General features: G+C 32.6%; 14 protein-coding genes. 1 reads left to right on the forward strand and 13 read right to left on the reverse strand.

Annotation, left to right across the window (positions count from 1 at the left end; all coding sequences use genetic code 11):
- Positions 1-455: 455 nt before the first annotated feature.
- From FC88_RS08635 to FC88_RS08650, 5 genes are all read right to left on the reverse strand, one after another.
- Positions 456-698 carry a hypothetical protein gene (locus tag FC88_RS08635; RefSeq protein ID WP_003590746.1) on the reverse strand — a complete coding sequence of 81 codons (243 nt, stop codon included), beginning with the start codon at positions 696-698 and terminating at the stop codon, positions 456-458.
- A gap of 3 nt (positions 699-701) precedes the next feature.
- On the reverse strand, positions 702-1,058 hold the full coding sequence (locus tag FC88_RS13155) for a hypothetical protein (protein WP_235526922.1): 357 nt from the start codon (positions 1,056-1,058) through the stop codon (positions 702-704).
- The gene (locus FC88_RS13160; RefSeq protein ID WP_235526923.1) at positions 1,033-1,509 is read right to left on the reverse strand and encodes a ParA family protein; all 477 of its coding nucleotides are present in this window, start codon (positions 1,507-1,509) and stop codon (positions 1,033-1,035) included. Before FC88_RS13160 ends, FC88_RS13155 begins: the two co-directional genes overlap by 26 nt.
- A gap of 264 nt (positions 1,510-1,773) precedes the next feature.
- Positions 1,774-2,106 carry a DUF5388 domain-containing protein gene (locus FC88_RS08645; protein ID WP_057814724.1) on the reverse strand — a complete coding sequence of 111 codons (333 nt, stop codon included), beginning with the start codon at positions 2,104-2,106 and terminating at the stop codon, positions 1,774-1,776.
- A 2-nt stretch (positions 2,107-2,108) separates the two neighbouring features.
- Entirely contained in the window at positions 2,109-2,921 is an 813-nt protein-coding gene (locus FC88_RS08650; RefSeq protein ID WP_025085226.1) for a ParA family protein, read from the reverse strand.
- A 616-nt stretch (positions 2,922-3,537) separates the two neighbouring features.
- Here FC88_RS08650 and FC88_RS08655 point away from each other — a divergent pair.
- Entirely contained in the window at positions 3,538-4,494 is a 957-nt protein-coding gene (locus FC88_RS08655) for a winged helix-turn-helix domain-containing protein (protein ID WP_125771801.1), read from the forward strand.
- 1,013 nt (positions 4,495-5,507) lie between these two features.
- Here the strand turns inward: FC88_RS08655 and FC88_RS12910 are convergent.
- The 8 genes from FC88_RS12910 to wzx all read right to left on the reverse strand — a co-directional run bounded on the left by FC88_RS12910 (position 5,508) and on the right by wzx (position 13,402).
- Positions 5,508-5,681 (reverse strand): YxeA family protein, encoded by a 174-nt coding sequence (locus FC88_RS12910; RefSeq protein WP_157060455.1) that lies wholly within the window; start codon positions 5,679-5,681, stop codon positions 5,508-5,510.
- Positions 5,682-5,945: 264 nt separating this feature from the next.
- Positions 5,946-7,067 carry an LCP family protein gene (locus FC88_RS08660; RefSeq protein ID WP_057814728.1) on the reverse strand — a complete coding sequence of 374 codons (1,122 nt, stop codon included), beginning with the start codon at positions 7,065-7,067 and terminating at the stop codon, positions 5,946-5,948.
- A gap of 23 nt (positions 7,068-7,090) precedes the next feature.
- Entirely contained in the window at positions 7,091-7,933 is an 843-nt protein-coding gene (rfbD, locus tag FC88_RS08665; RefSeq protein ID WP_057814730.1) for a dTDP-4-dehydrorhamnose reductase, read from the reverse strand.
- Positions 7,934-7,960: 27 nt separating this feature from the next.
- Positions 7,961-8,974, reverse strand: a complete 1,014-nt coding sequence (gene rfbB, locus FC88_RS08670; RefSeq protein WP_054643352.1) for a dTDP-glucose 4,6-dehydratase — start codon at positions 8,972-8,974, stop codon at positions 7,961-7,963.
- Between the two features lie 15 nt (positions 8,975-8,989).
- Positions 8,990-9,571, reverse strand: a complete 582-nt coding sequence (gene rfbC, locus FC88_RS08675) for a dTDP-4-dehydrorhamnose 3,5-epimerase (RefSeq protein ID WP_057814733.1) — start codon at positions 9,569-9,571, stop codon at positions 8,990-8,992.
- Positions 9,571-10,440 (reverse strand): glucose-1-phosphate thymidylyltransferase RfbA, encoded by an 870-nt coding sequence (rfbA, locus tag FC88_RS08680; protein WP_057814735.1) that lies wholly within the window; start codon positions 10,438-10,440, stop codon positions 9,571-9,573. The genes rfbC and rfbA overlap by 1 nt, the downstream gene beginning before the upstream one ends.
- Positions 10,441-10,492: 52 nt before the next feature.
- Positions 10,493-11,653 (reverse strand): glycosyltransferase, encoded by a 1,161-nt coding sequence (locus FC88_RS08685; protein WP_057814737.1) that lies wholly within the window; start codon positions 11,651-11,653, stop codon positions 10,493-10,495.
- A gap of 327 nt (positions 11,654-11,980) precedes the next feature.
- Entirely contained in the window at positions 11,981-13,402 is a 1,422-nt protein-coding gene (gene wzx / locus FC88_RS08690) for an O-unit flippase-like protein (protein WP_057814739.1), read from the reverse strand.
- Positions 13,403-14,002: the final 600 nt, after the last annotated feature.

The following is a 14,002-nucleotide window of genomic DNA, read 5'->3' on the forward strand; positions in this document are numbered from 1 at the left end:
CAATCCATGATTTCTTAAAACTTATAAAAATGTCTAACTTTTTTATTGCACTTCAATAGCTTCGGTTAGCTACTTAGTCCATTGGATTTAATTTGTAGGTTAATTACACTTGTCCTTACGGACTGGTTTGCGGTATAATTAATCTATAAATTAAGAACAATGTTCAGTCGATTTTTTCCGGCAAGTCAAAGTCGACTGAATCTAAGTAGCTGCCTTATAGCTACTTGCTAAACTCAAAATCCCTGATTCCTCGTGAATCGGGGATTTTTATGTTTAGCTTGATCTCTTTATTCGGTTGTTAAATTAGTCATAGTCTAGCATAGTGCTTACCTACCGGCAACTTTATTCTGTCTTGTATACTTTACCAGCCCCCATCGGTCCGTTGATCAGATACAAGGTCTTCGTATCAATTATTGCTATCAACTATTTGTGATTTCATCATTTTCCCCACTCAATTATTCTTGAAAGTCTCTATAAGCATTTTCTATTATGGTATCTAATAAGGTTGATCTTGATTTTGCGTTCAACTGATTAACCATTTCATCTAAACGATCAATATTCTTTTGTTGAATTGAGAAGCTTGTCTTTACTTTTCGTTCCCAATTCAATTTTTCGTTAAGTGCATCTTTTTGCTGAATGTCTCTAGCCACTTGGTAATCGTTGTTGGTACTTGAAAACTTTTCAAATTTGTTTGCCATAAGTTAATCATTCCCCTGTTTTTGGATTTCTGAAAACACGTCACTTAATAGTTTGAGAAATGGCTCTTGTTCATGCAACTTGTCATTCTGGGTTGCATATTCTAGTATGCCATCCTTTGCAAGCATACTAGCGTTAACTAATTCCTTTTCTGGGATAACCCCAATGACATTTATATGTTTGAGTGCTGATAAAAATTCGTGAGAAGAATTAGTATTGTGTTTGATTCGATTGCCTAAAAAGAATACGTTGGCAGTAATATATGATTTACCACTAACTGGATCAACAACTTCATCTTGTAAAGTTCCCACACTCTGCAATACTTTTGTATGACTTTCATACCCAAATCGACTTGGTTCCATATGGAGAAATGATTTTATCGGCTACAGCTACACCATTTTTGCTTAACAGGTTCCAAACTGGTGGCAAGTCAATAATTATGTAGTCATATGTTTGATTCAGTTCTTGCACATTTTTAACAAACCACATAAATAATAGCAATTCTCTATTTGGTTTTGAGGCTAAACGATCTGCTACTTCTTCCAGGTTGCTAGTTGATGGAATTATCGCGATATTATCCTGAACTTGTGTCTCAATTAACCCGGAGCTTGGTTTTTCTAGGACATCTGCAATGGTGGGCTTTCCACTGAAATTAAAATGTTCATTTTCAAAAGTGCCCGTCAAACTCTTCTGTGCGTCCAAATCGATCATCAAAACTTTTTGATCTTGTGTTTGTAAAAATTTGGCGAACTGAAATGCCATTGTGGTTTTACCAACGCCACCTTTGATAGCCATAAAACTGATTACTTGCATAACACACTTTCCTCCTAACATATAAAGATAAAGGTAATACTTAACAAATACCTTGTTCTTCTACATAATACGACTTTAAGAACACAAAATCGGCTGTACGATAAATAGAGTTGATAGGCATTTTGCCATCAACTCTATTTATCGTACAGTCACTAAAGGGGCCATTCCAAAGACGTTACTGAGTAACGTCTTTTTTTATATGTTGAAGGTTTAAGTTGTCCTTCAACAAAGTGTTAAATGTTAAATATATAATGTTATTAACATTTAGTTCTTCATATTATCTTTTTCTTCCAAAATTTCAAACATCCTATCAAATCTACTCTTATCACTTTCCGGCAATCTGTCTATTTCATTCTCAACCAACTGTTTGACTAATTCTTTTTGAGATTTCGCCATACCCAGGTTCAACAGAGCCGATATTTTGTTTCTAATATGATTATCCACTCGAACATTTACTGGGAAAGTAACACCAGAGTCTGGCATGTCAACGACATCTTTTCTCTTTACTTGGTTCTCAACGACAACCTTGGTGCCACGCTCAAGCGTAGATTTCTTTGGTTTTGAAATTTTTTTGTCATCGTGTTTCAGCATCCCCATGACTATTCACCTAACCTTTCGATTATTTCTTTAGCCACACCCGTAAATGCTGCATGTACCTTTTTGTCCCAAACGTCTTTTTTATTATCGGTAATACCGGTCATATCCATACGTTTGATTCTTTCCATGATCATAATTTTATGCTGGAAAATATTATCTTTACCAAATTCAGATTCGGCTGAATTTAAAATTTCTTCATCAACTGCCGCATTACGTTTTGACAAAACAGGTAAGATACCCATGACATCAACATCAGAATTAAAATCATCAATCAATGTTTTTTGTAGATAATCAATTAACACTTCTGCACCTGACAATGATCTTTCTTGTGTTTGTAAAACGACGATGATCTGATCACAAGCATTAAATGCAGTGTCATTTGGCAACGAAATTGTTGGCGGAACATCAATAAAAATAAAGTCATAATCTTTCTTCAAAGATTCAATCTTATTTTTAAAGAAATCTACTTTATCCTGCTCAGTTTTAATATTCTTATCCAAGTATCGGTTATACATACTGAAGTCCACTGCGTTAGGAATCAATGATAAATTCTCATCGATTGAAATTGCAATATCCTTCAAGTCAAGATCATCATTCACAGCTGTCATAAGTGAAGTTTCAATTGTAATGATTTCATCATTTGTTTTGATACTTTTAGTCTTTAAAAATAAAGATGTTAAGTTAGCCTGAGGATCAAAATCAATTGCCAAAACCTTATAACCTAATTTGGCCAGGTTATAACTTGTTAAAGCTGTAGTACTTGTTTTTCCAACGCCACCCTTAAAGTTCAAAAAAGATAATACTTTCGCAGTCATAAAAGCTCCCCCAATAATTTTATACTTCAATATTAGCACACCTCTGCATAAGTGTTAATAATACTTATGGTTCAATGTATAAGTAGTGTTAAATGTATTTAACATATAACATTTAACACTTTGTTCTAGGATAAACTACCGATATTTTTATATCAATATTTTTCAAGAAAGCTATCGTATCAAAGATTCTCTCTGTTAATCCTTTTACATAATGTTAAATACATTTCACACATAACATTTAACATTATGTTATATATATAATGTTAAATGTGAAATGTTATATGTTAAATGTATGAGTTGTTGATATATCAAGTTTTTTGTTGATTTTATGCTTCACAGGATATATATTTAAGACAGAAAAAAAGAGTCGCACTTTTTAAAAGTACGACTCTATATATAAAAGAAAAAAGCGTTGAATCCTTAATTGTTACCAGCGATTAAGGATTCGGCAATGAGTATCCCAAACATACTCACTACTTTTAACGCTCTGCTTTAATTCTTATTATAGATTGTAGGCAGAGATAAATCAATTATTTAATCGTTAAAAGACTGGTGGGGATATTTGCTCATCAGTCTTTTTTCTTTCTATGAAAAAACATGGAAGGATGACAATAATATGTCTAACGATAAAACACTACAAGAAGCGATGAAGAGGGCTAAACAAGATTTTGTTGAACCGAAGGGATACATTGCATTGATTGATTTAGGAGACAAATCTCTTAATGGAAATCCAACTCAAGTTTTCTCAGCTATTTATAATCGACTTGGCTTAAGTGTCCAAAATGGAGAAGACTTCTTCGATCGTAAAGAAAATCGATACTACGTTGTATACACTTATTCCGATTTGGCAGAGTTGATCAATCAATCAACTAAAACTATCTCAAGAATCATGGACAAACTAGTTGAAGCAGGATTAATCTTCAGAAAGAAATGCTTTAACGGAACTTACAAATTATTTCCATCTTTGCCTGATGCTGTTAAAGAAAAGTTCTTAGGTCATTCCAAAAAAGACGTTGCAACAGATGCTCCTCAACAAGTAGAAAGCGCTGATACAACACCTACGGACAAAAAGTCTTCTTCGAACAAGACAAATAGTCTACTTAATTACTTGAACTTCAATCACTTGAAATTACGTTCTAATAATACTAATAATTCTAAAATTAACGAAAATATCGACAATGTCGAAATAGCTGCCGAAGAAAGCACCCTTTTATCATATGGAATGCCTCAAAACCTAATAGACACTTTGGTTAGTCTTTCTTACGGAAGTGCTAAAAAACTGACTAACTATGCTAAATTGATTATGAACGCTAAGAAGAAAGTTTATCGAGATCTGAATTATCGTAAGGAACCTCTAGCAAGACCGGCAACAATGTTTGAAACTAATGAATTTATTAAAGACCGAATCAATCGTGAAGTTTCTAGAATTATTTTGTATGTTGGTAAAAAGTATCATGATCAAGAATCAATGGATAAAGTTATGTTTACATCGTTTAAAAACTTCTTCCAAGAATGCTTTGACTTATTAAAAATGTACGGCTCTATTGAGAATCAGACAAGTCTCGTTTGTTAATTGTCTCCTACAAAGTGTTAAATATATTTAGCATATAACATTTAACACTTTGTAGGAGGATGACATAAATCTGAAAACTGATGATTACTTAATGCAAGATAAAATAAAAAGGTCGAAAAGGGAAGATTAGAAAATTTCCTTTTTTAAACACAAAGAAATCAATGTTTAAACTGGTCAAGGGTGTGGATTAGACGACCCTGTTTTGACCACAACTTTTAAGAAAAACGAGTTTATATAAACGACAATAGTTAACGAAATAAAGATAATTGTCATGGAGACGCTAAAAAGTAAAAAGGCCAGACCGGAGAATAGATCGGCCTACATATTTAGATCTTTCCAAAATTATTTTGCTGAAGAATATTATAATCACTACGAATCTATTCAAGATAAGCCGGATAATGAGGACCTGTTGGCTTTTTGGTTAAATACTGTCAAGTTATCAGATATTAAGTTGTTGAGTCATACTTCTATTTTATTTATGAGAAGGATAGAGCCTTTATAACTTTATAAAGTTATAAAAATATAATTAAGGGCAAGAGTTGAACTATATTCTTTATAATCTCTACTATGAAAATCGAAGATGTAAACTCTTCTACTTGGTGAATTATGTAAAACAGTAAAATCGATATAATAAAGATTTCTATCATAAAAGATTCTCTCTGTTTCTTATTTTGAAGTTCACTTACTTCTTCTCTTATAATATAAAAACTGGATTTTTTTTGAGTTGGCTATGATAAAATAAGAAAGTTGCCTTACAATCCTGCAACGGATTGGGGGTGTATCTATTTGTTTAACTCACTTTTTGCCCCACTTGTAGTCGGCTTAGTAACCGCTTGGTTTACCGATTGGCTAAAACGGAAACACCGCAAGTAAAAGGAAAAGGCAATTTAGCCCACTAAAAAAACCTCAACGACTTCCACTCGTTGGGGGTTTTGGTGTATCTATAAGTTACTCACTCTTTGCAAATGCAATTATATCACGCCATGAAGTCATTAATCAATTTGTTGCGCAACTTATAATAAAAAATCTCTTCTTTTCTCAAATAATTCGCCAATATTTAAGCTTGTCGTACCAGTAAATTTGGCTGGATGAGGTTTTCCATTTGAATCATAACTCGTTAATTGATAATCGTAGTTACCATAACCGTCCTCATCACGTCCAAAAAGCTGGATAGAATCTTTCAACAACCATTTATTAATAAAACTATTTTAGAACATCAAAAAGACACCATCCATACCTTTAGATGTTCTACCCAAAAAAACTCAAACGTATCAGTTATGGATTTAGAAATCTTGACCATTTTCTCAAGAGAATAAGACTCATTTGTGCATAAAAAAAAGACAACCTACATGAGGTTGCCTTCCATACAAAAACTATTCATCAATACTATTTGACAAAGGACCATTTTAACCGTCATTTTCCTACATTTTTATACCGCTCTTGATATTTAATTAATAACCTGAGTTAGAATATCCACTATTGCTTATACCAGAACCACTGTTTGTTCCAGTACTATTCTTATTGGATGTTCCCGTGGTTGAACGTTGTAAACCAATATTATTGATATCTTGAACCGACTTAGTTGTTGTTGAACTTTGTGTAGAAGGCTTAAACTGAATATTACCTGTCTTAGCATGTGGCAAATCTAAATTCTCACGAATAAAGTTTGTAACTCGTTGTAATTCGGATTCCTTCATAACTTCCATACTTTGTTTTGCAACTTCTTCTCCATTACCTTGCAAATGAGTCTCTGAAGTATGTTTTCTAACTGAATTATAATCCTTAGCAAGGGCAGTTAATTCATCGAATGTCAAATCGGTTTGTGTTTGATCAGATAATGAGTTAATAAAGCTTTGGTTTAATAACGTAGATACTGAACTGCTCTTGTGTACTAAAGCTGTAAGCACGGCTCGTTGGCGAGTTTGACGACCATAATCACCTTGTGGATCATCATAACGCATACGTGAATACGCTAAAGCCCTCTTACCATTCATATGAACTTTTTCACCCTTTGTAAAAGTAAAACCTTCATATTTAAAACTCAAAGTTGGCGTCACATCAACACCACCAGCTTGATTAATAACTTTTTCCATACCACCCATATTAATAAGTGCGTAAAAATCAATTGGAATATTCAAAAGCTTTTGAACGGTTTTAATTGCCGTCTTAGTTTGACCGTAAGAATATGCTGCATTAATTTTAGCCGGTGAAACTGACTTATAGCCTGGAATATTAACAGCCGTATCACGCGGAATACTTGTTACCGTTGTTTTATTTTTACTTGGATTTAATGTAATCACCATCATACTATCCGTACGGCCTTTATAATCACGACCCAATGCACCGGTATCAGTTCCCATCAAAAGAATAGATACTGGTTTTTTATTTTTCAAAGCACTACCTACATCACGTTCTTTTGTAACACCTGATGGTTTAAAAGAACTATTAACTGAATTCTTTACACTACGATAGCGTGTCATACCATATGCTGCTCCACCTAAAACTAACAACAATACAAATGCCAAAAACACAATTCTTAATGTATGCTTTTTCTTTTTCTTATTATTATGCATAATACAAATTCCCCCAATATGTTCTAATTTACATTATTTAGAAAACTAGACAAGGCTTCCTGCCAATTAATTACCTCAAAACCTGTATTTTCAACCTTAGCTAAGTCCATAACAGAATGTCTTGGACGATAAGCCTTTTGAGGGTATTCATCTGATGTTACAGGATCAATTTTAATATTCTTATCTTTAAGTATTTCTTTGGCAAACTCATACCAAGTACATGAACCTTCATTAGACAATTGATATAAACCGTAAGGAACATTATTTTCAACAACGTAATTCATAAACTCAGCTAGTGTTCTTGTCCAAGTTGGACGCCCCATTTGATCATTTACTACAGTTAGGTGATCATGTGTCTCAGCCAAACGAAGCATTGTGTAAACAAAGTTCTTCCCGTATTCGCCAAACACCCATGAAGTACGAATAATATAATACTTACTCATTATCTCGGATACTGCTTTTTCTCCAGCTAATTTGGCACGTCCATATTCGTTTTGAGGATTTGGAATGGAGTCTTCCGTATACATATCTTCATTTTTTCCATCAAACACATAATCAGTACTTATATAAACCATTGTTGCTCCAATTTTTTCAGAAGCTTCAGCAATATTTTTAGTACCATCAACGTTTACCTTTTGATTAGCAGTTTTACCAGGTTCTTCTTCGGCTGCATCAACGGCTGTAAAAGCGGCACAATGATAAACAAGTTCAGGCTTATATTCATTAAAGTAATCAGCAACTGCTTTATTGTCAGTAATATCTAAGTCACTTGAACCTGTGCCTACATATTCAATATTCTTTTCATCAAGTAAGTGACAAAGTTCAGTTCCTAGTTGACCTTGAGCACCTGTTATTAATATTCTCATTGTGCTTTTTCCCCTTTAATTTAAATCCTATTGACCATTTTTAGCATACTTAGCTTCGACTTCAGCTTTTTCAGCTTTCCACCAGTCCTCATGTTCTGTATACCAATCAATTGTATGTTGTAGCCCAGTTCTAAAATCAGTATATTCTGGTTTCCAACCTAATTCTTCACGTAATTTAGTTGAATCAATAGCATAACGCATATCATGTCCCGGACGATCTTTAACCAATTCGTAATCATCAGATGGTTTACCCATCAATTCAAGAATTAATTCAAGAACTTCTTTATTATTCTTCTCACCATTAGCACCGATTAAGTAAGTTTCACCAATCTTACCTTTTGTAAGAATAGTCCAAACTGCTCGTGAATGATCATTAGTATGAATCCAATCACGTACATTCTTACCAGAACCATAAAGTTTTGGACGAATACCGCTTAAAATATTAGTGATTTGTCTAGGTATAAATTTTTCAATGTGTTGATAAGGTCCATAATTATTAGAACAATTAGAGATTGTTGCTTGTAACCCAAAGGAACGAACCCATGCACGAACTAGTAAATCAGAACTAGCCTTAGATGATGAATAAGGACTGCTTGGATTGTAACGTGATTCAGGGGTAAATTTATCACCATTTCCATCTTTATCTCTCAAAGGAAGATCCCCATAGACTTCATCAGTTGAAATATGATGGAAACGAACATTATATTTACGACACGCTTCAAGCAATGTGTAAGTACCAACAATGTTAGTCTGAATAAAAGGAGAAGGATCAATCAATGAATTATCATTGTGACTTTCTGCAGCATAGTGAACAACTGCATCTGCTTTACTTACTAATTTATCAACTAAAGGAGCATCCTTAATATCACCAACAACTAATTCAACTCTATCCTTAGGTAATCCGGCTAAATTAGCACGATTACCAGCATAAGTTAATTTGTCTAATACTGTGATATGTACTTCTGGGTGGTTCTTTACGACATAATGAACAAAATTAGAACCGATAAATCCAGCTCCACCTGTGACAATAATATTTTTCATTGGTTATCTCCTGTATTAAATTTCACCATATACGAATGGATTATTTTTTTCAAACTCTGTAAAGGTAGGTTGATTAGCATCCTTTTCAGAAGTAATTGCTTGATCAAAATCAATTGGCCATTGAATACCTAATTCTGGAGTCTTAAATGAAAAACCACCATCTGCTTCAGCATTATAATAGTTATCACATTTATATAAGAAGTTAACGTCATTTGTTAATGTGACAAATCCATGGGCAAAACCCTTTGGCACTAGTAATTGACGATGGTTACTTGCAGAAATAATGTAACCTTCCCATTGTTTGTATGTGGGTGAGCCTTTACGTACATCAACAATCAAGTCAAGAACAGCACCTGTAACAACACGAATTAACTTAGTTTGAGCAGCTTTTCCACGTTGGAAATGTAATCCACGTAAAACCCCTGCTTCACTAGATAATGATTGATTATCTTGAATGAAGTCAAAATTAATACCGGCTTCCTTGAAGTCACGGTCTGAATAAGTTTCAGTAAAGAAACCACGACTATCTCCAAAAACGGCCGGTTCAATAATTTTTACATCTTGTAATTTTGTTGTTGTTACTTTTAATTTTCCCATTATTTTTCTCCCACTAATCTTAATAAGTATTGCCCATAATCATTTTTCTTCAATGGTTGAGCTAACTTAATAACTTGTTCTTTATCAATATAATTCATTCGATAAGCAATTTCCTCTAGACATGCAACCTTAAGATTCTGTCTCTTTTGAACAGTTGCAATAAAACTGCTTGCTTCTTGAAGTGAATCATGTGTACCTGTATCCAACCAGGCAAAACCTCGGCCCATTAACTCAACATCCAATTGATTTTTGTCTAAATAGGCTTTATTGATATCGGTAATTTCCAACTCTCCACGAGGTGAAGGTTCAATATTCTTAGCAATATCAACTACTTGATTATCGTAGAAATATAAACCAGTTACAGCATAGTTACTTGCTGGATTTTTTGGTTTTTCAACGATTGACTTAGCATGCATGTTCTCATCAAAATCAACGACACCAAAACGTTCTGGATCATTTACATGATAACCAAATACTGTTGCTCCTGATTTCTTTGAACTTGCATGGTGCAAAGTTTCAGACAAGCCGGCTCCATAGAAGATGTTATCTCCAAGAATCAAGCATACTGAATCATCACCAATAAAATCTGCACCGATTATAAATGCATCAGCCAATCCTCTTGGTTCTTTCTGAACTTTGTATTCCAAGTTCAATCCGATAGTATGACCATCACCAAACAGTTCTTTAAACTGTGGTAAAAACTCTGGTGTAGATATTATCAAAATATCTCGTACCCCAGCTAGCATAAGAGTTGACAGTGGATAATAAATCATTGGTTTGTCATAAATTGGTATTAATTGTTTACTAGTTGCCTTAGTTATTGGATACAATCTAGTTCCCGATCCGCCGGCAAGAATGATACCTTTCATTTGAATGTTCCTCCTTTAGATTATGACTATCTGCTCTAACAACTATACTATTTTATTCTTCTAACTCGGGAACAATATTTTTTGTTGTTCTCAATAATTTATTGATATAACTTTCCCAAGTAAAGGGTTGTACGCTTTGATTTGAATACTGACATAGATCTTTATAGGTATTATAGTCAAGAGAAATTATTTCATTAATATGATTGAATATTTCGTCCGTGGTATTTGAGCAATAACTACCGAAATTTAAATCTTCTCCAAATGTTTCCACAAAACTACGATATTTCGATACTATGATTGGCGTATAGTGATACATAACATCAAGTGTTGCTGAGAAGGAGCTCCAATTTGGTGTTGTATTGACAAATATTTTTGCTTGAGAAACTAATTGATAATATTTCTTATTTTGATTAATATCCGTTTTATCAAGATATCCTAAGAAATTAATGTTTGTTAAGTCCACTCTACCGGCATACCTAATAAACTGACTTTTCGTTATCCCAACAACATTTAAACTAAATTCAGGTTGAAGTGTTCTTAATTTAATAAACGCTTGAACTAATTTCTGTAAACCAGGCAAATACTTTTTTACACCGATAAATAATATTTGATTGGAATTAAATTTTTTATCTATATACTGGTCATCAATAGTAAGTGGCTTTGAATTAATGACATTACCGAGATAAAAAATATTCGGGTTTGAACTATGCAATTTAGCATAATTACAAGCATCCGGAAAAAGTACAAACATGGCATCAACATTGTCTTGCAATCTATGTTGATTACGTATTTCTTGTAATTCAAGCTTATCTGGATTTCTTTTTTTAAAGTATTCAAAATAATAATCATATGTCCAATCACAGAACATTATAGTAGGTTTATCAGTATATTTTTTCGTATGAAAACTAAAGCTAATTGAAATAAATAAATCAGTCTGTTTAAATTTACGAACTGCACGTTTCATTTTTATATGTGCATACCATCTAAAAATTGGAGTCCGTTCTAACAAATAAGTACTATCAGGGTAGAATAACCGAATGAATCTAATAATAATATGATTCCATATTCCCCTGATAAACCTTTTTGGTTCTACATTAACTCGATTAACTTTTAATCCCTGATGTTCTAATGTTGTAGTAAAAAAATAAGGAACGTTTGACCATGTTTTTAATGAATTGGAATCCCCATAAGAAAAAACCGTTACTTCTTTCATTGCTCTCTCCTTAATTTAACACTATCAAAGGTACTAAAACTAATATTAGTTTTAGTACCTTTCCAATTTCTGATGTCATTGGCATATACCCAAAAACAACTTAAAAAGAATTGATTCAAGTATATAAACTATTATTCATAATGATGTTATCTCTCAAGCAAGTCATAATCCAGAATTTCCATAATGAAAATTCTGGCCAAGCTACTGATTGTATGAACTTCATAGAAAAATACTTATTCGAAGTTCATCATCAGTGAGTGGCTCCTACACTAAGTAAAGCAGATGATAAAGAAATTGATTTACCACTATCTATTTTAGAAGGCCAGTTTAACTATTAGTTTTTAATTTACCAATTAGAGTCTTGATCCAGTAATGATAACCATTTTTTAGCGTCACCAATAACGTTGTATTTAAACGCTGCATTACAACATGAGTCCATTTCCAATTATTGTATAACCCTTGGACAATTAATGGACCAATAATTAAACTCCAAATCCCTATATTCATAAATTTTGTAATAATTAAGGTTAACAGTACCCCACAAATACTAGAGACAACAAAAGCTGGCATATAAGGAACTCTATTAGTATTTGATATATACGCTGCGCTACAAGATTGCTGCTGCCACAAAAATGTATAAATTGATAACCCAATAAAAATGGGTGTACTAAACACTTTGTCCGGTTTAATAATATGAAGAACAGGAAAAGCAACTACTATTACTGCAATTGTACCTATCAAAGATAATGCATACAGAACTGATAATCCCTTTGAAATAACGTTTCTCTCAGTATCAGAATCCTTATTAACATAAGCAGATTGTAGCGTTGGATGGTACGCAAATATCATAGATGCAGAAATATTTGAAACTGCATTAGCAAACTGTAAAGAGATTGAGTACACACCAGTTTGTGCTAGCGTAAAAAATAATGAAGCAATAATTGAACTAGCTTGTGTTGTTAAATAGTTAGATAATGCAACTAAACCATCTCTAAAAGCATTATAAGATACAATGCGTATTGATTTTTTTATATCGCTTTTAGTCACAGGTTCTTGTATAGCCGCCAAATGCTCATTCATTTTTTTGTAATTATAAAAACCATATCGGCATAGATAACGCAATACTAAACCATTAGTCAAAAAGCCTATAGATAATGCAACTAGATTAAAATTAAGTGCTAATAGAATAATAGAAATTAATAATTGACTTAACTTAGAAAAAATTGTAGCACGATTAATAATTGAAATAGCACCCACACCACGTAAAAGAGCTGCAAAATAGCCCATATATAAATTTAAAAATAAGGAGATACAAAATATAGTCCATGCAACTATATGATCATATCCTACCAAATCTTTTGAAATATGTAACATATACAAGGTTCCTATTGTTGAAACAAATAAAAAAGCTATAAGCGAAATAAATCCATATAAAGTCTTCGACGTTGTAATAAGTACTTTTAACAATCTATAGTTGACTTTACTACTATGAGAAAACTTAGCACCCATTTTTGAAACTTCAGTCGCACCACTCCAAGCATAAGCAATATTTCGAGCAAAAGTCGAATTAAAACCAAAGTCAAACAAATTCACCAACCCATTAATAGCAAGAAATATATACCACATTCCAACTTGATCATTATTTAAAAATATTAAAATAAACGGAAGCAATATAAAACCACTAGATAATGAGAATATTGTTCCTACATAACTCCATATTACATCCATTTTAGAAGCTTTAATTTTCATATCTAACTCCCCATTTATCCAAAATAATTTCACTCCAAAACGTTATAAGGTCATAAGACACAGTACCACCTATTGATCCAATTTAAGAGTCTAAATATACCTTTATACATATGATTCTTATCATAATAGTGTGAGCATCAGTGCATCCACACTGATTACATAAAAAATTAATATAATTATCATAATCAAGCCGATTTCATTATCCTACTAATGATAACTATTTCTTGAATATCTCAGAGTTTTGAGTACGTCATGAGCTTGATGACAATTAGAATAAAATTTATTTAATTACCCTGCTAAACGTTTAACAGTTTACTTGTAAAGAGAACACTTATTGTCTCTTAATCAAAGTAGGTTAAATGTAATACTCAACAATTTATTTGTAAATATTTAACTTTCTCTAATTGTAATTCTTATTTCTAACAGCTTAAAGGATTCGTCAGAGTTTCATTTTCACTTATTCATTTTTTGAATCATACTGAATTTCATCTACAAATTCATAATTATACTCGCCTGAATTGATAATCTATTAAAAAATAAAATCCCCAAATTGCAAGAACAAATTAGCCACACGATAAATCCTATTAAATCAGTATTTTC

The organism is Companilactobacillus futsaii JCM 17355, assembly GCF_001435505.1.
Classification (GTDB): Bacteria; Bacillota; Bacilli; order Lactobacillales; family Lactobacillaceae; genus Companilactobacillus; species Companilactobacillus futsaii.